General features: G+C 57.9%; 17 protein-coding genes. 10 read left to right on the top strand and 7 right to left on the bottom strand.

Annotation, left to right across the window (positions count from 1 at the left end; genetic code table 11):
- Positions 1-16: 16 nt before the first annotated feature.
- Positions 17-865: a DNA primase gene (locus tag MHK05_RS10305; RefSeq protein ID WP_239206570.1), complete on the top strand. Its 849-nt coding sequence runs from the start codon at positions 17-19 to the stop codon at positions 863-865.
- Positions 866-1,071: 206 nt separating this feature from the next.
- Entirely contained in the window at positions 1,072-1,914 is an 843-nt protein-coding gene (locus MHK05_RS10300; protein WP_239206568.1) for a hypothetical protein, read from the top strand.
- On the opposite strand, the gene MHK05_RS10295 is transcribed toward MHK05_RS10300, so the two are convergent.
- Positions 1,911-2,435, bottom strand: a complete 525-nt coding sequence (locus tag MHK05_RS10295) for a hypothetical protein (RefSeq protein ID WP_275434376.1) — start codon at positions 2,433-2,435, stop codon at positions 1,911-1,913. The genes MHK05_RS10300 and MHK05_RS10295 overlap by 4 nt on opposite strands.
- Positions 2,436-2,541: 106 nt before the next feature.
- Between MHK05_RS10295 and MHK05_RS10290 the strand changes: the two genes are divergently transcribed.
- Positions 2,542-3,783 carry an MFS transporter gene (locus MHK05_RS10290; protein WP_239206564.1) on the top strand — a complete coding sequence of 414 codons (1,242 nt, stop codon included), beginning with the start codon at positions 2,542-2,544 and terminating at the stop codon, positions 3,781-3,783.
- Positions 3,784-3,798: 15 nt separating this feature from the next.
- Here the strand turns inward: MHK05_RS10290 and MHK05_RS10285 are convergent, their stop codons facing one another.
- The 3 genes from MHK05_RS10285 to MHK05_RS10275 all read right to left on the bottom strand — a co-directional run bounded on the left by MHK05_RS10285 (position 3,799) and on the right by MHK05_RS10275 (position 8,848).
- Complete coding sequence (locus MHK05_RS10285) at positions 3,799-5,091, bottom strand: Nramp family divalent metal transporter (RefSeq protein ID WP_239206562.1); 1,293 nt, start codon at positions 5,089-5,091, stop codon at positions 3,799-3,801.
- A gap of 93 nt (positions 5,092-5,184) precedes the next feature.
- Positions 5,185-8,307 (bottom strand): DUF3427 domain-containing protein, encoded by a 3,123-nt coding sequence (locus MHK05_RS10280; RefSeq protein WP_239206560.1) that lies wholly within the window; start codon positions 8,305-8,307, stop codon positions 5,185-5,187.
- Positions 8,308-8,452: 145 nt separating this feature from the next.
- Positions 8,453-8,848, bottom strand: coding sequence for a (deoxy)nucleoside triphosphate pyrophosphohydrolase (locus tag MHK05_RS10275; RefSeq protein WP_239206558.1), 396 nt, complete (start codon positions 8,846-8,848; stop codon positions 8,453-8,455).
- A gap of 133 nt (positions 8,849-8,981) precedes the next feature.
- Here MHK05_RS10275 and MHK05_RS10270 point away from each other — a divergent pair, with 133 nt between their 5' ends.
- On the top strand, positions 8,982-10,328 hold the full coding sequence (locus MHK05_RS10270; protein ID WP_239206556.1) for a YjiH family protein: 1,347 nt from the start codon (positions 8,982-8,984) through the stop codon (positions 10,326-10,328).
- Positions 10,329-10,336: 8 nt separating this feature from the next.
- Here the strand turns inward: MHK05_RS10270 and hutG are convergent, their stop codons facing one another.
- Positions 10,337-11,269 carry a formimidoylglutamase gene (gene hutG / locus MHK05_RS10265; RefSeq protein ID WP_239206554.1) on the bottom strand — a complete coding sequence of 311 codons (933 nt, stop codon included), beginning with the start codon at positions 11,267-11,269 and terminating at the stop codon, positions 10,337-10,339.
- A gap of 98 nt (positions 11,270-11,367) precedes the next feature.
- Here hutG and MHK05_RS10260 point away from each other — a divergent pair, with 98 nt between their 5' ends.
- The 3 genes from MHK05_RS10260 (at position 11,368) to MHK05_RS10250 (ending at position 14,368) form a co-directional block, all read left to right on the top strand.
- Positions 11,368-12,075 carry an IclR family transcriptional regulator gene (locus MHK05_RS10260; RefSeq protein WP_239206578.1) on the top strand — a complete coding sequence of 236 codons (708 nt, stop codon included), beginning with the start codon at positions 11,368-11,370 and terminating at the stop codon, positions 12,073-12,075.
- 75 nt (positions 12,076-12,150) lie between these two features.
- Positions 12,151-13,704, top strand: coding sequence for a histidine ammonia-lyase (hutH, locus tag MHK05_RS10255; RefSeq protein WP_239206552.1), 1,554 nt, complete (start codon positions 12,151-12,153; stop codon positions 13,702-13,704).
- A 73-nt stretch (positions 13,705-13,777) separates the two neighbouring features.
- Complete coding sequence (locus MHK05_RS10250) at positions 13,778-14,368, top strand: flavin reductase family protein (RefSeq protein ID WP_239206550.1); 591 nt, start codon at positions 13,778-13,780, stop codon at positions 14,366-14,368.
- Here MHK05_RS10250 and MHK05_RS10245 read toward each other — a convergent pair.
- Positions 14,351-15,136, bottom strand: a complete 786-nt coding sequence (locus MHK05_RS10245; RefSeq protein ID WP_239206548.1) for an SGNH/GDSL hydrolase family protein — start codon at positions 15,134-15,136, stop codon at positions 14,351-14,353. The genes MHK05_RS10250 and MHK05_RS10245 overlap by 18 nt on opposite strands.
- Positions 15,137-15,324: 188 nt before the next feature.
- Between MHK05_RS10245 and hutU the strand changes: the two genes are divergently transcribed.
- A complete protein-coding gene (gene hutU / locus MHK05_RS10240; RefSeq protein ID WP_239206546.1) occupies positions 15,325-17,001 on the top strand; it encodes a urocanate hydratase in 1,677 nt (558 codons plus the stop codon).
- Positions 17,002-18,171: an imidazolonepropionase gene (gene hutI / locus MHK05_RS10235; protein ID WP_239206544.1), complete on the top strand. Its 1,170-nt coding sequence runs from the start codon at positions 17,002-17,004 to the stop codon at positions 18,169-18,171.
- On the opposite strand, the gene MHK05_RS10230 is transcribed toward hutI, so the two are convergent.
- Entirely contained in the window at positions 18,168-18,782 is a 615-nt protein-coding gene (locus tag MHK05_RS10230; RefSeq protein ID WP_239206542.1) for a hypothetical protein, read from the bottom strand. The two genes, hutI and MHK05_RS10230, sit on opposite strands and share 4 nt — an antisense overlap.
- Before the next feature lie 373 nt (positions 18,783-19,155).
- Between MHK05_RS10230 and MHK05_RS10225 the strand changes: the two genes are divergently transcribed.
- Positions 19,156-21,015, top strand: a complete 1,860-nt coding sequence (locus tag MHK05_RS10225; protein ID WP_239206540.1) for a DEAD/DEAH box helicase — start codon at positions 19,156-19,158, stop codon at positions 21,013-21,015.
- Positions 21,016-21,105: the final 90 nt, after the last annotated feature.

The following is a 21,105-nucleotide window of genomic DNA, read 5'->3' as shown; positions in this document are numbered from 1 at the left end:
TGGATTTTAAACCACCATGAGCTTTTTCGAAGATATTGCTTCTGCATTGGATGCCGAGGGCATCGAGTCCCGCGTCAATGATGACGTCATGTTCGTTCCAATCACCTCTGATCTGGAAATCCAATTTATTGAAATCGATCCGCTCCTCCCCGCGGCAAATGTCTATATCGCTGCGGCAGACGTTGATGAAGACGATGAGGAATTTGAGGCAGTCTTGGTCTCCGTCGCCTTCTCGGTAGATGACGCTGTGGAGGCGGTTTCTCGCCACATCGCTACCGACCAAGTGGTCACCGTCCTGCGCGATCTGCTGGAGGGCACCGATGAGCGTATTGCGGAACTAGAGTTTGCCCAAGATGAGCTCAACCCGCACTTGGTCGTGGCTGAAGTGGCCAATGACTCGGAGCTGCGTGTGCTTGTGGAGACCATTGACGGTGTCCCGTCTGCCATCGTCCGTTTCCTTGCTTTCGACTTCGACGAAGACGATCTAGATGACATGGAGGATGAGGCCGTCGCCCTCGCCTGGGAAGTTGATGAAGTGGATGAGGATCTCGATGAGGCCGACCGCCTCGCCCTCTTTGATAACGCCGACTTTGATGATGTCCCCATCGTGGAGGTTCCTGCCGAGGCCCTCGAGCTTGGTACCTACACCGATTTCGATCGCCTCTTCGACGTCCTGGGGCTTGTTTCTGAGCAAGCTTTGGACTGGGAAGCGCAGCTCGTATCCTTCGATGACGAAGACTATGAAGAACCGGACGTCTACGACATCTTCGGTGAGGATGATGGAGACGAGGACGCGGACTACTTCGACAACGATGATGCCGATGTGGACGATGAATCCGAGGGTGAAGCAGCTGAAGAAAAGTAATCACTGCCACCCATAGCCCAGCTCCCCGCCTTCTTGCGGCGGGGCTGGGCTTTTCTTATTCTCATAACATCATTGCAGGTAGGGCTATAGATTATATATTCCTTATTGTCTTGCTACTTTCGCGCGCCGCCAACTAGGCTTTAGAAGGTTCCCGGCCTGTGGTGGGAGTTTCGCCCCAGGCCAAGCCTTGTGAGGAGTGGAAAACCATGGCATTGAACCGCGATACTACGTGGCGATACGTCCTTGTCGTTGTCGCCGTAGCGCTCTCGCTCGCCGCGTGGTTTTGCACCGTCCTTGGTGTGTACTCCACGGTGACCGTGACTTTTGAATCTTATCTGACCGCCAGCGTCTGGGTGCTCCTCTTGCTGGCCGCGGTGCTGTTGTACACCTCGCAGTACGGGTTGGTACCCAATTGCATCCTCTTGTATCCCATCTTCGGTGCCTCGGTAAATTTGCTGTTGGGCTCGTTGACGGTGCGCTCGCTGGTCCCATTGTTCTTCGATGCCGTGGGTACCTCCATCGTGGCAATCATCGCCGGTCCTGTGCTGGGCATGGCCACGGGCTTGACCACCACGGTGTTGGGAGGAGTGTACTTTGCCTATGATCTCGCCTTTGCTCCTGTGGGCATCTTTATCGGCGCCGCCGTGGGTTTGATGGCCCGCCGCGGGGTATTTAATAGGCTCTCGTCGATCATTTTTTCCGGCCTCGGTATGGGCATCGGCTCCGGCGTGATGAGCGTATATGTCCTGATCTTTTCGTTCAACGGGCGACCCCGCCAGGAACCGCAAAACCTTACCAAGTTCTATGAGCTGATCTTTCAAGATGAGCGCCTGGCCATCATCCTGCAAGGCCTTACCTCTGACATCTTGGACAAGGTCTTTACCGTTCTCATCGCCTGCTTGGTTTTGCGTTTTATGCCCAAGGCAATCGCTCGACACTACACGGTGACCTTTAACCGCGAAGTATTGAAAAAGATCCTGCACGCGCCTGACCCGCATGCAGCACCGGATGTGCCGGGGCAGCAGACAAAACAGCCCGTGACCGCTTAGGCGGCTTGGGTTAAGCCGGCGAATAACGACTCGGGGGAGCGGACGGGTTGAAAAGAGCTATCCACGAGCCATACATAGGTGGCATTGGGGCCGCGAGAGACCTCGTGGACGGCATCAACCATCTCCGCCGGCACAAGCGTGCGTACCCAGCCTTCGGCCACGGCAGGTTCCACCGTTTGGCCAAAGTTCTCGGTTATGCGGATGGTGATGAGGTATGCGGGAATGCGGTCTTGCCCAAAGCCGCGCACTCGGGCCTTTACGCGTGAACCCACGCGGTGGCGGGTAATGCTCATGCAGTAGTCTCCGCCCGGTCCACCCGCGGCCGTCGGCAGCTGCTTGAGTGGTGGGCGCCAGGTGGGAGTAGGGCGGGCCAGGGAACGTGGGTGGTGCAGGATAGCAGTAATGGACTCGATGGTGTCGTATTCGTGGTAGAGCAAGTCTGCGGCAATCTCGCTGGCGGAACGTGGCAGGAACATCGGGGTGGACTGGGGAAAGTTCTTTTCTGCGTTGTACATGGCCATCACATTAGAACCCTGCGCGGACACTCGCCCACGCTAGTAGAACACCTGTGCGAACCGAGATTGAAAATGGCTTTCCCGTAACTGAAGGATTAGAGTTGCAGCCGATATGATGAATACGCCAAGTGGGGAAATAAGCCCAGAACAAAAGCCGCAAATTCCACGCGAGATCTGGGTTATGGTCACCGCCGCATTCATCATCGCGCTGGGATACGGTCTCATCGCTCCGCTCTTGCCGCAGTTTGTGGTGAGCTTCGATGTCTCCATGGCCGCCGCGGGCCTGGTGGTTTCCATCTTCGCTGCCTCGCGCCTGCTTTTCGCGCCGATGTCCGGTTCATTGGTGGATCGCGTCGGCTCACGCCGCGTCTACCTCATTGGCCTCATGACCGTCGCGGTAACCACCGGACTCGTCTCCATTGCCCAAAGCTACTGGCACATCGTGGCCCTGCGAGCCCTAGCCGGCATTGGCTCGACCATGTTCACAGTCTCGGCCATGGGTCTTATTGTGCGCATGTCCCCGCCGTCGATTCGCGGCAAGTGTTCTGCCACCTATGCCACGGCCTTCCTGCTAGGTAATGTTGCTGGCCCGGTTCTTGGCGCCAGCCTGTCCTTCCTGGGCTTTCGTTGGCCATTTTTCATCTACGGCGTGGGTGTTGCGCTCGCCGCATTCGTTGTCTGGTGGCAAATGCCTCGCGTCAACCACAAACAGGCCAATAAGGATAAACTGCCGCCCATGCGCCTGCGGGAAGCCTGGGGCGATACCGCCTATCGTGCGGTGTTAACTTCCAACTTTGCGCATGGCTGGATCAATATGGGCGTACGCGTATCCGTCCTGCCTCTTTTTGCCGCCTCTATCTTCCACAATGGCGCCGCGGCATCCGGTCTTGCGCTAGCAGTCTTTGCCGCTGGGAACGCCATCGTCTTGCAATTTTCGGGCAGGTGGTCCGATATCCATGGCCGCAAGCCACTCATCCTCATCGGCCTGGTCGGTTCCGCCATTTTTATGGTGCTCATGGGCATGGCTACCAGCGTCTGGTTCCTCCTGCTCGTGTCCGCCTTCGCCGGCGCATCCTCCGGGCTCATTAACCCCTCCCAGCAGGCCGCAGTGGGAGACATCGTGGGCAATCAGCGCTCCGGCGGCAAGGTACTATCCACCTTCCAGATGGCCGGAGACTTCGGCCAAATCTTAGGCCCCATGCTCATTGGCCTGCTTGCCGACGCCTCCGGCTTCCCCCTCGCCTTCACCGTCTGCGGCGCCATCGCCTTCATTGGCATCATTGCCTGGGCATTCGGCCGCGATCCGCACGCTGAGGTAGGGAATAAGCCGAAGCGGGTGCCGCAGGAGAACTAAGCATTTGGAGTTGGGCTAGAAAAGTTCAGCCAATTGGGAGACACATAGATAAACGAAGGCGACGGAGATAATCGCCATCAAGGTGTTGACGAACCAGCCATTTCTCCATTTCTTTGGCGTGTGTCTGGTATTCAGCAATACCAGGAGGGTCAGGCCTAAAAAGGGCATGAAAAGTGAGCCGAGGACTCCATAAGCGATGATGAGTCCAGTTGGCTTTCCAAGGAGAAGCAACAACATTGGTGGAAAGGTTAGCCAGATGAGATAAGCGCGGTAATACTTTCCACCGGTACTTGTCCTCGGATCGCCTTGCGGAATCTTTTTGAGGTGGCCAATATAGTCGGCGAACATGAGGGACACGCCGTTCCAAACACCAAGGCAAGAGGAGAATGCGGCAGAGAAAAATCCGATGATGAACGTTTTGGAGATGAAGGTTCCGTAGCGGTCCTCAAGTACATCCGCCATATCAACGAGGCCCTGATCGTTATCGGATACGGCGACGTTGGCGCTGTAAAGAAGCTCGGCGCCCAGAACGAGTGTAGCCAGAACGAAGATTCCGGTGACTGCGTAAGCTACCGAATTGTCCATACGCATAACCTTCATCCATTTCGGCGTGTACCATTCCTTTTCCCGCAGCCAGTAGCCGTAGGCCGCTAGCGTAATAGTGCCACCCACTCCGCCAGCGATGGATAGTACATAGACAAAGGACCCATCCGGAATTTGTGGCACTAAGCCACCGATGATTTCGGGAAGGTTAGGGGCAGTAATGGCGGCGATGCCGACTACAGTGACAAACATAATCCCGACCAAGATGGCTGAAAGTTTTTCAAAAAGCTGATATTGGCCAAGCCAAGTCAGGACAAAACAGGAAATGCCGGTGATAATTGCCCACATTTCGAGACTGGTGTTCGGGAAAAGAGCGCTGAGGGCCAGTCCCGTGCCGGACATTGCGGCGGCGCCGTATACGAGTCCCCAGATAGCGATATAAGGGGCAAAGTACCAAGCAGTCCAACGCCCCAGCTCACGCCAACCATGGAACATCGTGTTTCCGGTGGCGAGGCTGTACCGTCCGACACCTTCGACCAGTACAATCTTCATAATCGTGCCGATGATGACCGCCCAAAGGAGCGCGTAGCCAAAGCGCTGGCCGGCGATCATCGTGGCCACCAGGTCGGCCGCACCGACACCCGTCGCTGCGGCCACTAATCCCGGACCGACTAAGGTCCATTTTACTCTGGCCTGGGCGGTTGTTTCTGCGTCGTTCCTGCTGCCTGCAGGCCGGGCAGAATTTGATTCGTGGGTATGACTCATGGCGCCCTCTCGATCAGTTGTGTTTCTAATCACTATAGGGAAGGTGGTGCTTTTCTATCAGGAAAACGCAGATTTCAGTTTTCGATCGGCCGTCTATGCCACCGTTCTTCCGGCAGCGTAGAGCGCCTTGGGCATTGCTCGCTGGAGCTTCCATTCGAATTGGATCGGCTTTTCTCCATGGTGTGACACATAATCCACAGCGCCTAAATAGGTATAGGCGCTCGCTGTACCGACTTCGTTTTTCTTATTAAAGCGCGAGGCTATGAGAATCTTGCCATCACGATTCTGATGGCCGATGTAGCGTTTAGCCGCCTTCGACTTCAGCGTCGTTGTTGATTGAGATTCCCAGTGCAATAGATCGGGTGAAATTGGATAGTCTCGGTAATTCGTAGAGGCACTTACCTGTTCGTCTTTTTGAAACGTCACCAAGAACAGGTCCGTATTGATATCCGGGAAGTATTTCACGCCCTCGCGGGGAAGGTTTACAAGTTGTGCAAGGCTCCTAGTCTCCAAAGCGCCAATTAGTTCGGCCAATGAATAATCCGCGTGCGTTTCCAACACAGACGTCTCGCTATGCTGCGGAATGATGCGAGAGGAGTCACTGGACAGTTGCATAACCTGTTGCAATTCCCAAGCGACCTGCGGGTGCTGGCGCAAAATTGTCAGAGCCTTGTCATAGGAACCGGGATGCGGAGAATTTGAGTTCGCCCAGAACCCGAGGACGAGCATTCGGGTGAAGGCTTGATCGGATTGGACCATGTCGGCGTAGTGGAGATCTGGGGTGGAAAGGATGCGCAGATAGGCGTCGACTCGGTGCGGATCGTTGACGTGCAGGAAAACCCGAATCCGATTGAGCAGAAATGTTTCAGTCTCATTGGCGTTCTGCTGAATAAGGCCTTCTTCTCGAAGAAGCCGCGTCCACGAATATTTTGAGGGGCGATAGATATCTTCTAGCTGGAGATTTGATTCCTCAAGGAACTCTTTAAGATCTGTAGTTCGAATTTCAGAAAGTAATGCACGTACTTTGCGTAGTGAATTTCGTGAGATCTTCTTGACATTGCGAAGAACCTGCTCGGTTGTCGTTTGGTCTAGCTGAATATGTGACCCCGGCGGAGTTGTGGGAAATCCCTGTTCAATTTCTTCGGTTAAGCGCTTGCCCCGTTTCCGTGTTAGGGCATGGAACTTTCGCTCGAAATCAAAATCCGCATGCTGCTGGCCAATGAAATCGAAAATGACACAGGAGTCTTTACCTGGAGATAGACGGAGACCGCGACCTAGTTGTTGCAGAAAGACCACGGGGCTTTGCGTCGGGCGGAGCAAAAGTAGGGTGTTAACAGCAGGAATGTCTACGCCCTCGTTAAATATATCTACAGAAAACAGAACTTTGACCTCACCCGCCTCCAGATCTCTAATGGCCTGGGCCCGCTCGGCGGCGGAGAGTTCGTTCGTTACAGCGCGCGCTGGGATTCCAAATTGTTGGAATTGCGTTGCCATATATTTTGCGTGAGCGATAGTGACGCAAAAACCGATGGCTTTCATCTCCGAGAGATCGAAAATGCGCCGGTTAAGCTCGTTAATAATGAAGCGGGTGCGCTTTTCTCCTGCTTTGATGTAGAACTCGGAGAGCTCTCTGGAGTTATAGTCTTTCTTGCCTCGGATCCAGGTCAACGAAGAAAGGTCCGTCCCATCAGCGATCCCGTAGTAATGCATGGGAACTAACAGCTGCAAACGCAAAGCATCCCACAAACGCAGTTCATGGGCTACGCGATAGTCAAAGTACCTTTGAACATTTTCGCCATCACCACGTTCCGGCGTAGCTGTTAAACCTAAGAGCTCTCGTGGTTGGAAGTGGTCTAAAAGCGCGTTATAGGTGGGAGCTTGTGCGTGATGAAACTCGTCGATTATTACGACATCAAAGCGTTTGGGATCTAGCTTTTCTAGACGGGAAGCACTCAGGGATTGCACGCTGGCAAAGACAAAATCCCAACGGTGCGGCTCGGCGCCGTCGACAAGCAGCTCGCCAAAGTCTGCGTCTTTGAGAACTTCCCGGAATGTCCGTCGGGCTTGGTGAAGAATTTCCTTCCGGTGAGCCACGAAGAGCAATCGGGGACGTCGTTTCCATTGTTCGCAAAGATTTCGATAATCCAGTGCAGCAACTACGGTCTTTCCAGTTCCTGTCGCAGCTACCAGAAGGTTTCGATGTCGATCCTTTATCTCCCGCTCTGACCGCAAAGCCTCGAGCATTTCTTCCTGGTATGGGTAAGGCGCTACCTCTAGGCCAGAAAGCTCCAATTGGCGAAGTGCTCCGGACGATTCACCGCCTCTGGCTATGCGCAGAGACCGCTCGAGACGCTCCATGTCACTATTTGGGACGAAGGTTTTAAAGTGGCTGTCGTGCCAGTAACTATCGAAAGTCTTGATGAACTTATCAATCACTTCCGGTGTTGCGGTGTTAGAGCCGCGGACATTCCATTCCCAACCATCGACAAGAGCGGACCTTGACAGGTTAGAACTACCAATAAATGCAGTGTCGAAACCGGATTTTCGCCGGAACAGCCAAGCCTTGGCATGAAGGCGAGTGGATTTGTGTTCATAGCAAATTTTCACGTCTACCTGATACTTCTCTACCAATCGCTTGAGCGCGGCTGCGTCAGACGCACCGCAGTACGTAGAAGTAAGAAGGCGGAATGGGATTTTGTTATCGCGAAGATACTCCAGCTGTCTATCGAGGACGCTAATGCCGGAATTCTTGATGAAAGCGCACAGCAGGTCTACCGAATCGGCCGTTTTAATTTCTCTTTCGATCTCGCTGGTTAAACTAGATTCTCCCCGGGCATTGGTAAATAGTGCGCTCTTGGTGAGTGAAACGTCAGGAAGGAGGGGAGGATCCGCTAATCCGGAGTTGTACACAGCATAGAGGAGCTCCTCGGAATCGATTCCTTCATCATCGCCCAGCAGAAGCGCAATGGCGTTGATGAGGGCAACGCGGTCCTCGGGCGACTTCAAACCGCGGAGACGGTGCTCTAAGAGTGAGCCGATGTGTTGAGAAACCGCCGAAGTATAGCGGCCCTGAGCTTCCTCATCGGAGCTTCGCCCGATACCGAATCCTGCAGCAGGGTGTTGGTTTAGCGTTTCCTCCATTCGCTCGCGAATACGGGTCGTAATGGGGGTTTCGTATACACCGAAAGGTAGGGAGGAATCGGGATTGATGCTCATAATGACCAAATTCTAAAGGCTGGGCATCCTAAATTGGCATAAGAGAGGATTAGTGACTAAATGTTCTCCCGCTGGTGTTGCGTTTAGCGGAGGATATCCGCCGAATGCTGGCGAAAGGACACTATGAAAAAGAATCTTTCGTTCCCTAGTTGTGAGTAGAAGCTAATGCTTCTACCGCTGGAATATCAGCGGGAGCCCAGTTCAAACTGGTGGCCTCTGCGGGGGTAACCCATTGTGTAGCGTCATGGTCGGTCAGGCGGAGGTCGCCGTCAATAAGCGTGCAATAGAAAGTCGTTAGCTCAATAGTGGCGAATTCGTACTCGTAGGTTGTTGTCGCGACCTTGGCTCCCACCTCGGCTTTGAGGTTGAGTTCTTCGTGTATTTCTCGAGCTAGGGCTTGCTGAGGTGTTTCACCAGGCTCGATTTTTCCACCTGGGAACTCCCAGTAGCCTTCTAATGGCTTGCCTGGCTTCTTGCGGCAGGCGAGGAAGCGCTGACCGTCATGGAAGACAGCGCCGACGACGCGAATGGGTTTAGACATGACTCTATTGTGCCTTGGATCTCGAAAACGTCTAGACAGTGATCTGTTACTTAGATAACATGTCCCCAATGTTCGCGTAAGGCTGTCACGCGGGCTTGATTTTTGTAGGCAAGCTTGAGGGGACGGTTTTACTGTGACTTCTACCGAATCGGTTTACTCCTCCATCCAGAGCCATGACGGGGAAATCCCGCAGCCTGGGGGACGGTGGAAACTCTTTTTATATAGCGCGATTGGCGCGTTCGTATTCTTCCTGCCGGTGACGTATCAGGATAAGCGCTCCATTCCTTTGGACCACATGGTCACGATGGTGCGTGAGGGGATTCCGGCGGCGGTGCCGTGGATTATCTTTGCTCTAGCCGTCTATGGAACGGTGCGCAGTTTTACTACCGGCGCCTTTAAAGAGAGCGCGCTTCAGGCAGTCTTTGCGGTGCTCAATATTGTGGGCGCGGTGGTTTCGTTCCTGATGGTCATCGACGCGCTGCCGTGGGTGCTCGGTGACGAGGACCTGGTGCCATTTTTGTGGAACTCCATTGCCACTCCGGTAGGCCTTATCGTGCCGATTGGCGGTGCTTTCCTCGCGTTTCTCATTGGCTTTGGTTTGCTGGAATTTGTCGGCGTGCTCATGCAACCCATCATGCGGCCGCTGTGGAAGACGCCGGGGCGCTCAGCAATTGACGCGGTGGCCTCGTTTGTAGGCTCGTATTCACTGGGAATTCTGGTCACGGACCGCGTCTATCAAAAGGGCGGCTATACCGGGCGCGAGGCAGCGATTATTGCCACAGGCTTTTCGACGGTCTCTGCGGCCTTCATGGTCATCGTGGCCAAGCAGCTTGACCTGATGAAGGTCTGGGGCACCTACTTCATTGTCACGCTCATCGTGACCTTTGTGGTTACCGCCATTACCGTGCGCATTCCGCCGCTGCGCACCATTCCGGACGAATATTTTGCGGACGCACACCCAGACCCGGAAAAGCCGGTAGAAGGCTCGCGCATCAAAAACGCGTGGCGCGAGGCGATGCTGGCGCTACAACGCGCGCCGTCGTTGTGGGAATCCATCTGGGAGAACTTGCGCGATGGTGTACGCATGGCGGCGGCCATTGTGCCTTCCATTATGTCGGTGGGCCTCATCGGCCTTTTGCTGGCGCGCTTTACACCCATCTTTGAGTGGATTGGCTACCTGTTCTACCCATTCGCGTGGGTAGTGCAGCTGCCGGAGCCGGTACAAGCGGGCAAGGGTGCGGCCATGGGAATTGCGGAGATGTTCCTGCCCGCCACCGCAGTGGCAGGCAGCGACAGCATGGTGCTCAAGTTCGTCATCGGCGTGGTGGCAGTTTCTGCCATTATTTTCTTCTCCGCGCTGGTGCCCTGCATCCTGGCTACCAAGATTCCGGTGAAGCTGACCCACCTGTTCATCATTTGGTTTGAGCGCGTGGCGCTGACCATTCTTATCGCCACGCCGATTGCTCACCTGCTGTTTTGATTTAAGAGCTAGGCCTCGATGTGGGCCGTGACGATGTCATCGATAAGCCGCGCCGCCGCTTTGGCGGTGCGGTTATCTATGTCGAAGGTGGGGTTGAGCTCGACGACGTCCACCAGGGCCAGCTTGCCCGTTCGTGCAATAGCTACGGCCATGGCGCGGATGCGCTCATAGGAAACGCCGAGGGAGGCTGGGGCGGATACGCCCGGCGCGGTAGAAGCCGGTAGGACATCGAGGTCGATGGACAAGTGGACCTTGTCCTTGCCCTCGGTAGCCTTGGCGGCTAGCTCAGCGCACTCGGCTGGGGTGAGATTGACTAGTTCCTCGTCCAGGGTGATGGCGACGTTCAGGCTCTCTGCCTCGTCGAAAAGCACAGCGGTGTTGTTGGGGCGGGAGATTCCCAACACGGTGTAGTCGAAGTCGTCGGAAAGCTCCGAAATCTGCTTGAACGGGGTGCCGGAGGTGGCTTGGTCCGCGCGGCGCAGATCGAAGTGAGCATCCAGGTTGATGATCTTGGTGGCGCCTACCGCGCGGTAGAGGCCGCGGTGGGAGCCGAAGGCGGTTTCGTGTCCGCCGCCCAGGATGATGGGGAGGGTGCCGGCCTCGACGAGTTCCTGCACTTTATCGGAGAGCGCGTCGTGGGAGCCGTCGAGGTCGTCGGCCTGGGTGGTGATCGTGCCGGCGTCGGCAAGCGCATGCTCATGGTGCACCGCCAAGGAGCCAAGCGCGGAACGCAGCGCGGCTGGGCCTGCGGCTGCACCTTGGCGGCCGCCGTTGCGCAGCACGCCCTCATCGGAGGCAAACCCCAGGAGGGTTACTGGGGCGGGGGATTCGGTGGACTGATTGATAACGCTATGCCAACGGGCATGCTCTGGGCCAGGGCCATCGGAGCGGCCGGACCATTCGGGGGCGGGGGTGAAAAGTTCAGCTTTTTCAGTGTTCATGGTTTTCGATGTTAGGTAAAACCGCGGCATGTGGCAGGAAACTCTGCCTACAATCACTAAGCGTGAGTACCAACAGAGTCCCAGCGGCGCGTCACGCGATGGAGATCCTCAAGCTTTTGTCCACCATTGACGTCCCTATATCTGCTTCCCGCATCCAAGGTGAGCTCAACCTGCCGCGCTCGTCTACATACCACCTGCTGGCGGAGATGGTTGATGCTGGTTTTGTGGCCCATTTGCCGGAGCACAAGACGTATGGATTGGGCCTGGCGGCGTATTCTATGGCTTCGGCCTATGTAACGCAGCAGCCCTTGGTGCGCATGGCCACTCGGGATTTGGAACAGTGTGCGGCGCTGGTGGGTGGATCGGGGCACCTGTCACGTATGGCTGGTTCGGAAATCTTGTATTTGCAGGAGGTGCGTGCGGCGGGTGCTACCTCCTTGGTTACTGAGGTGGGTGTGCGCCTGCAGGCGCATAAGACGGCGTCCGGGCGCGTGATGCTGGCGCATCTGCCTGATGCGGAGGTGCGCGCCGCCTTTGATACTGCGGGAGGTGGCGGCTTTGCTGCATTGAAACAACGTTTGAGTTTGGTGGCTGCACGCGGGTGGGACCAGGAGATCGAAGAAATTACCCGCGGTCAGGCCTCTGTGGCGGTGCCTATCTTGGATCACTTGGACCGTCCGGCGGCGGCGGTGGCGGTGACGTATCCGGTAGGGACACCGGATGTGAAGGTGGACGCCGCCATTCGGGCTCTGCTGGAGGTATCGGACAAGGTCGCGGCCAAAATGTACCGCAATCGCAAAAAGTGAGGTAGCATACACCTATCGCGTTGGGCTGTCGCGCGACACATATTCAACTATTGATCCTATTCAAGGAGATTTGCCATGCCTAACGCCTATCCGTCCACCGTGACCGTGAATGTCGGCGCGCTGAGCATCGAGGATGTCGTTGCCGTTGCCCGCTATGGCGCGCAGGTGGAGATTGCGCCTGCAGCCCTAGATGAGGTGGCTGCTACCCGCGAGCGAGTGGAAGAACTAGCACAAGATCCCACCCCGGTCTATGGCATTTCCACCGGCTTTGGCGCGCTCGCTCGCCGCCATATCCCAGAGGAGATGCGCGCCCAGCTGCAGCTTTCCCTGGTGCGTTCGCACGCTGCGGGTACCGGCCCGGAAGTGGAAGAAGAAGTCATCCGCGCACTGATGTTGCTGCGCCTGTCCACCTTGTGCACTGACCGCACCGGCGTGCGCCCCGTAGTGGTGGAAACGTATGCCAAGGCCCTCAATGCCGGCATTGTTCCGGTGGTGCGAGAGTATGGCTCGCTGGGCTGTTCCGGCGATTTGGCGCCGCTTGCTCACTGTGCGCTGGCCCTGTTGGGCGAAGGTGAGGTGCGCGTGAACGGCGAGCTGCAGGATGCGGGCGAAGCCTTGGCCGCAGCTGGCATCGAGCCGCTGCAGCTGCGCGAGAAGGAAGGCCTAGCGCTTATCAACGGCACCGATGGCATGCTGGGACAGCTCTGCCTGGCCATCACCGACCTGCGCGCGGCTGCAAAGACCGCCGATATTGCCACCGCCATGACCGTGGAAGGCCTGCTGGGTACCCTCGTGGTCTTCGCGGATGACCTGCAGCAGCTGCGCCCGCATCCGGGCCAGGCCGATGCTGCGGCTAATATCCTCCAGGTGGCCGAAGGCTCTGAGATCTTGGAGGCCGCGCTCGAGGAGTTTAAGAAGAATCAGGTGCAGGATGCCTACTCCGTGCGATGCGCCCCGCAGGTAGCTGGCGGATTCCGCGATACCTTGACCCACACCGCCCAGGTGGCCGAGCGCGAGCTGGCTGCCGCGGTGGATAATCCGGTGGTGACCAAGGATGGTCGCGTGGTCTCTAATGGCAACTTCCACGGCGCGCCGGTGGCCTATGCGCTTGACTTCCTGGCAATTGTCACTGCGGACCTCGCCTCCATTTCTGAGCGTCGCACCGACCGCTTCCTGGACCCGGCGCGCAACCGCGGGCTGAACGCCTTTCTTGCCGACGACCCCGGTGTCGACTCCGGTCACATGATTGCCCAGTATGCCCAAGCCGGCATCGTGAGCGAAATGAAGCGCCTTGCCAACCCATCTTCGGCCGATTCCATTCCTTCCTCTGCCATGCAGGAAGACCATGTGTCCATGGGGTGGTCCGCCGCCCGCAAGCTGCGCAAGGCCGTTGACGGCTTGCAGCGCGTACTTGCCGTGGAAATCCTCACCGCCGCCCGCGCTATTGACATGCGCGAGGGCACCCCAGCCAAGGGAACCGGCGCGGTCATCGCCAAGCTGCGCGAGACCGTCAAGGGTCCAGGTGTGGACCGCTACCTATCGCCGGAAATCGAGGAGACCGTGCGCCTGGTTAAGGAGGGTGCGCTTGTCGAAGCCGTCGAGAACGCTACCGGAAAGCTGCGTGATTAATATGTCGACCATTTCTTGGCACCCACAATCTGAGCCCAACCCCTTGCCGTTTTCCCCTTTTAAAGCGAGCACAGTGCCGCGCCCCATCGGTTGGCTTTCCAGCGTAGATGGTGAGGGCCGCGAAAACATCGCGCCCTATAGCCAGTGGCAAAACCTCACTTTCGATCCACCAATGGTGATGTTTTCGGCCAACCAATACCCGGATGGTCGCCGCAAGGACACGGTGCTTAACGCGGAGGAAACCGGCTGGTTCGTGTGGAATATGGCCACCTATGATCTGCGCGAGGAAGTCAATAAATCCGCCCAGGTGCTTGACTATGGCGACAGCGAGTGGGACCGCCTTTCCGTTACCAAGGAATATGCGGACAATCACCACATTCCCATGGTGAAAGAATCGCCAGTGAAGTTCGAGTGCCAGTACAAAACCACGCTGCGCGTGCCCGGCAATTCTAAGGTGGGCAGCATCGACCTCGTGGTGGCGGACGTGAAAACCATCCATATCGATGAATCTGTCATCGATGAGGAAGGCAAGCTCGACATCCTCAAGATCAAGCCCATCGCACGCATGGGCTACTTTGACTACACCGTGGTCACAGAAAAGTTCGAGATGCGCGTGCCTGGTTCCGACGACGCCGCGCGCGCCGGGTTAGAGGGCAGCGCGTAGTGCATCGGCCATAGCCCGCTGACCCGCGTGGGTGGGGTGCATGGGAAAGGAATTAGTCTCCTGGCCCGTGAAATCCACCCACGGTGAGGGGGAGCAGGCGGTGTGGTCTAAGGCGGCGTCGGCAAGCACGTATATAGCCCCATTGCGCTCGGCGGCCTCGCGCACCGCCTGATTGATGCGCTCGATGGAGCGTGCCAACCATTCCCGGTCACTGGCCGGGATTTTTTCAATGTAGGGGCAGGTCTCGCCACGCTTAATCAATGGCAGGTAGCCGGTGGCTAGGACCTTCGCAGCGGGGGAGCGGCGGTGGATCTCCTCGTAGACCTTGTCTAGGCGGCGGGGCAGATCGCGGATTTCCAGGTCTATCTGCGGGCCGGATTCCGCCTGACAGATATCATCCGTGGCGCATTGGGGAAGGCGTACGAAGCTGGCGTCATTGCCGCCGATGGACAGGCTCACTAGGTCTGTGTCTTCCCGCAGGGCGTCGACCTGGGCGGGGTGTTCGCCGGCCGAGGAAAGCACATCGAGGGTGCTAGCGCCCTGGCAGGCTACATTGGTGAGCTCCGCGTCCATTTCCTTGGCTGCAAGCTCGGGGTAGGAATCCTGAGCGCGCACGCAGGTATTGGGCGGATCGAGCGGCAGCGTGGTGGATCCCATGGCTGCATAGGAATCCCCCAGCGCGACATAGTGGGGTGGCTGCGGCTCCTCGGCGGGGGTGGAACAAGCGGCGAGGAGGGCCACGGAAAGGAAGGGGATGTACCGGCGCATGCAGGCCATCGTAGATCATCCCGCAGGTGTCTCATATACGAGACAGTTGGGGTGCATGTGGCATGGTACACAGAGCTGGGTCACAGTACTTTATGACATGTGACGCTGAACAAGTCCTCGGGGACAGCCCCGGGACACCGGCCTAGGGGACTTGGGAGGGCGTCGAAAAAGCACGAAGAAAGGAAGCCATGTCTCAACCACGCGAAGTACGCGCCCCGCGCGGAACCGAACTGTCCGCCAAGTCCTGGCAGACCGAAGCGCCCTTGCGCATGCTCATGAATAACCTCGACCCCGAGGTTGCCGAGCGCCCCGAGGACCTCGTGGTCTACGGCGGCACCGGTCGTGCAGCGCGCAGCTGGGAAGCCTTTGACGCCATCGTAGAATCCCTCAAGGACCTCGAATCCGATGAAACCCTGCTGGTGCAGTCCGGCAAGCCGGTGGGCATCTGGAAGACCAATGAGTGGGCACCGCGCGTGCTTATTGCTAACTCCAACCTGGTGGGAGACTGGGCTAACTGGGAGCACTTCCGCAAGCTCGAGGATGAAGGCCTGATGATGTACGGCCAGATGACGGCCGGCTCCTGGATCTACATCGCTACCCAGGGCATCCTGCAGGGCACCTTCGAGACCTTCGCAGCCGTGGCCAAGAAGCGCTTCAACGGCACCCTGGCCGGCACCTTCACCCTGACCGGCGGCTGCGGCGGCATGGGCGGCGCACAGCCGCTGTCTGTCACCCTTAACGGTGGCGCCTGCCTCATCGTCGACGTTGATGAAACCCGCCTGAAGCGCCGCCAGCATAAGCGCTACCTCGATGAGGTTGTCACCGACCTAGATGAAGCACTCAAGCTGGTTCTTGACGCTAAGGAAAACAAGAAGCCGCTCTCCGTAGGCCTGGTAGGCAACGCCGCCGAGGTATTCCCAGAGGTCCTGCGCCGCCAGCGCGCCGGGGAATTTACCGTGGACATCGTCACCGACCAGACCTCGGCCCACGATCCATTGTCTTACCTGCCCTCTGAAATCACCATGGAGGACTGGCATAACGAGGCCAAGGCAGACCCGACCACCTTTACCAAGAAGGCTCGTGAGTCCATGGCGGCCCAGGTCCAGGCCATGGTCGAATTCCAAGATGAGGGTGCCGAGGTCTTTGACTATGGCAACTCCATTCGCGATGAGGCTCGCAAGGCCGGCTACCAGCGCGCTTTCGAATTCCCCGGCTTCGTCCCGGCTTATATCCGCCCACTCTTCTGCGAGGGCCTAGGCCCGTTCCGCTGGGCCGCCCTGTCCGGTGACCCAGATGACATCAAGGTCACCGACCAAGCGCTCAAGGAGCTCTTCCCGGATAACGAGCACCTGCACAACTGGCTCGACGCCGCCGAGGAGTACGTCGAATTCGAGGGCCTGCCGGCACGCATTTGCTGGCTCGGCTATAACGAGCGCCACAAGGCTGGCCTGCTCTTCAATGACCTCGTGCGCGAGGGCAAGATCAAGGCTCCTATTGTCATCGGCCGCGACCACCTAGACTCCGGCTCCGTGGCCTCCCCGTACCGTGAGACCGAAGCCATGCTCGATGGCACCGACGCTGTAGCTGACTGGCCTCTGCTCAACGCCATGACTGCAGTTTCTTCCGGTGCTACCTGGGTTTCCCTTCACCACGGCGGCGGCGTAGGCATGGGCCGTTCCATCCACGCCGGCCAGGTTACCGTTGCGGACGGCACCGAGCTTGCTGCGGCTAAGCTGCGCGCCGTGCTGACCAATGACCCGGGCATGGGCGTTATCCGCCACGTTGATTCCGGCTACACTCGCGCAAAGGAGGTCGCCGATGAGCGCGGCGTCCGCATTCCAATGGAATTCAAGGCAAGGGACTAGATGAGCACACTTTTTACCGGCATTTCAGAACTCCGTACGGTCAGCGAGCGCGGCACGCTTAACGACGCCGCCCTGGTAGCCGAATCCGGCACCATCTCCTGGATTGGCCCGGCATCCGAAGCGCCGGCCGCCGATGAGAAGGTGGACCTGGGTGGCCGCGCCGTCCTGCCGGGATGGGTCGATTCGCACACCCACATGGTCTTCGACGGTGACCGCTCCGCTGAGTTTGAGGCCCGCATCTCCGGCGGCTCCTATGAGGCTGGCGGCATCGCCGTAACCATGGACGCCACCCGTCAGGCCGGCATCGACCGCCTGGATAAGCTGGTGGCAGATCGCGTGGCCGCTGGCCGTCGCGGCGGCACTACCACCTTCGAGACCAAGACGGGCTACGGCCTCAACACCGAGTCCGAGGTAGAGGCCGCAAAGGTCGCTTCCCGCCACGTAGATGACGTGACCTTCCTTGGCGCCCACTTGGTGCCGCCAGGGGCAGATGCGGAAGACTACCTCGACGAGGTCGTTGGCCCGATGCTTGAGGGAGTAGCTCCCTATGTGCAGTGGATCGACGTCTTCTGCGAGCGCGGAGCCTTCAACGAGGAACAATCCCGGCGCGTACTGGAAGCCGGTAAGAAGCTAGGCCTTGGCCTGCGCGTGCATGGCAACCAGCTGGGCGAAGGCCCAGGCGTGGCCCTAGCCGTGGAGTTGGGTGCGGCCTCGGTAGACCACGTCAATCACTTGAGCGACGAGGACGTAGAACTGCTGGCTAATTCCGATACAGTGGCCACCATGCTGCCGGCTTGCGATCTTTCGACTCGCGAGCCGCTCGCCCCAGGCCGCAAGCTTCTCGACGCCGGCGCAACCCTCGCCATCGCCTCCAACCTCAACCCCGGCACGTCCTATACCTCCTCGATGAACTACTGCGTGACCACCGCGGTCCTCCAGCAGTACCTGTCCGTTGATGAGGCCATCCACGCCGCGACCACCGGCGGGGCGACCGCTCTGCGCCGCCACAACGTGGGCAATGGTCTCGACCCGCAGGGCCGACCCGCTAAGGGCACCATCGTGGAAGGCGCCGCCGCCGACCTGCACGTGCTCGACGCCCCCAGCGCCGTGCATTTGGCCTACCGCCCAGGCATGCCGCTGAGCTATCGCACCTTTATCGCCGGAGCCTAGCGCTCTTCTAGAAAGGTCGCCGCTATCTGATATAGCCGGCGGCCTTTTTCTTTTGTCATATGTAGCCACGCGTCCTTTTTGCCGATAAAGACTGCGCGCGATCCATCCGGATCTTCCACCATAAAGAGGGTTTCTTCGTCTTGTGCACCGTGGACAGTCCACGACTCTGGGTCGTAGAGGCGACGAAAGCGCCCTAGCTCTAGCTCTACGTCCTGGCGGGTGATAGCCGGTGGCCGGTAGGGGAGGTTGTCGGGACCATAGTCCTTTCGCGGTCCTTTTCTTTCTCCGCGTTCAAAATCGCTATAGACCTCGCTCACCTGGGCACGCACCAGCCCATTGTCGTCCTCGGTGGATTCTATGCGCAGGCATAAAGGGTGCCGAGGCCGTGAAGTAAAACAGGAGTATAGGTGGCCTACCTTAGGCTTATCGACGACACTAAAAGTCACAAACTTGCCCCGGGATGCGAAATCAAACTCCACCGGAAAGTAGGTCGTTTTCTCGTTGTCCACCACGCTGCCGAGGCTAAGAAGCTTTGGGCGTGCGGCGTATTCCGTGCAGTGAAAGCGCACTGGCTCTAGCTCTACCACATAAAACTCAAAATTATCCTCCACCCCGGTTATGCGAAAGACGGGGTTTAGATGAAAGCGCCGGTCTGTTATGTGTACAAATTCGCCATTCCGCGGCCTTCGGCTGCGCCTAGTGGGATAGATCAGGCCCGTAGACAGCGAGGACAAATATAGGTCTACCGGCGGGTCCAGTTCCGTGCTGAACCCTGGATAAGAACTTAGCTTGGCACGGATACGTGCTTGGTCGTCAAGGAATCGTGGGCGCGGATGACTCATAGGCTGCACAGTAGAAGACCGCCCCGACACCACGTTTCGGTGTTTTCGAACTGCTTCGAACAGGGCAGGAAATCTGGGCTAGGAAAGCCTAGGAGCTGCGCAATGGAGTTTATAGCTGCAATCGCGTAGGGTTGGTGAAGCAATGAGCATTACCGATAACGCCACCGGCGGCGTCAACGAGCCGGAAGATTTTAAAAAGTCGGAATCTCAGGACAACTCGCAAGGTGTCACCAAGGACACCAGGGCTGCGAATACTTCTGAGGACACCGGCGCTGAGTCTCAAGACTCGGCCAACCACAACTCCCAGGGGTTCGCACATCTTGGCCTGCCAGAGAAGATTCTGGAAGCCGTTGCGAAAGTAGGCTTTACCAAGCCGTCCCCCATTCAAGAAGAAACCATCCCGATCTTGATGGAAGGCCGCGATGTAGTCGGCCTCGCCCAGACCGGTACCGGCAAAACCGCGGCCTTCGCGCTGCCGGTTCTGTCGCAAATTGATGCCAAGGCCCGCCACCCGCAGGCACTTGTGCTCGCGCCCACCCGCGAGCTGGCCCTGCAGGTGGCAGACTCCTTCCAGTCCTTCGCCGAGTCCCTCAAGGGCGTCGAGGTACTGCCTATCTACGGCGGTCAGGCCTACGGCATTCAGCTATCCGGTCTGCGTCGCGGTGCGCAGGTCATCGTGGGTACTCCAGGTCGTGTCATCGACCACTTGGAAAAGGGCTCGCTGGACCTGTCTCAGCTGCAGTTCCTCGTCCTTGATGAGGCCGATGAGATGCTGAACATGGGCTTCCAGGAAGACGTTGAGCGCATCTTGGAGGATACCCCGGACCGCAAGCAGGTGGCGCTTTTCTCGGCCACAATGCCGAACGCTATCCGTCGCCTGTCTAAGCGCTACCTCGACAACCCTGCCGAGGTCACGGTGAAGTCCGAGCGCCGCACCAATGACAACATCACGCAGCGCTTCCTTCTCATTCCGCATCGCGCGAAGATGGATGCTTTCACCCGCATCCTTGAGGTCATTAATTATGATGCCATCATTGTCTTTTGCCGCACGAAGCACGAGACCGAAGAGGTAGCCCAGACCCTGCGTGACCGCGGTTTTAGCGCCGCCGCCATCAACGGTGATATTGCACAGGCGCAGCGCGAGCGTACCGTCGATCAGCTCAAGGATGGCCGTCTGGACATCCTCGTGGCTACTGACGTTGCTGCTCGTGGCCTCGACGTCGATCGCATCACCCACGTGGTTAACTTCGACATCCCTAACGACACCGAGTCCTACGTGCACCGCATCGGCCGCACCGGCCGCGCGGGACGCTCTGGCGAAGCCATCTTGTTCGTCACTCCGCGCGAGCGGCGCATGCTGCGTTCCATCGAGCGCGTGACTAACGCCCGTTTGGAAGAGATGGATCTGCCGTCTGTCGACGAGGTTAATGAGAAGCGCAAGGAAAAGTTCGCGCAGTCCATTACCAACTCCATGGACAATAAGCAGGCTGACTTCTTCCGTACCCTCGTGCGTAAATACTCCGAGGACAATAATGCGGCAATGGACGATATCGCCGCGGCTCTCGCAGTCATGCTGCAAGGCGGAAAGAACTTCCTGATGGAAGACAAACCGCTTCCGAAGCCAAAGCGCGACCGTCGTGACGATCGTAAGCGCGACCGTGATTTCAAGGGCGGCGGCAAGGGCCGTGGTCCGAAGCGACCCGATGGGGATTTTGAGACGTACCGGTTGGACGTCGGCAAGCGGCAGAATGTGCGGCCTGGCGCTATCGTTGGCGCCATTGCCAACGAAGGTGGCTTGTCCGCCAAGGACTTTGGCCGCATCACCATCGCGGTAGGCCACACCTTGGTGGACCTGCCGAAGAATTTGGATCCAGCTGTGCTCAAGCGCCTAAAAGATACGCGCATTTCCGGCCAGCTCATCAATATTCAAAAGGACACCGGCCGACCACCACGCCGTGATCACGGCGGTGGACGCAAGCACGGTGGACGCTGGCGCGACTAAATTTTTCGACTCAATGGGCCTCTTCGGAGGCCCATTTTTCGTGCCCTGTGACCAGCAGTTTTACTATAAACGGGGGTAGCGTGTCGGGGT

Origin of the sequence: Corynebacterium nasorum (assembly GCF_022347325.1) — a bacterium.
In the GTDB taxonomy this organism is placed as follows: domain Bacteria; phylum Actinomycetota; class Actinomycetes; order Mycobacteriales; family Mycobacteriaceae; genus Corynebacterium; species Corynebacterium kefirresidentii.
This window is presented reverse-complemented; position numbering and strand designations above follow the sequence as displayed.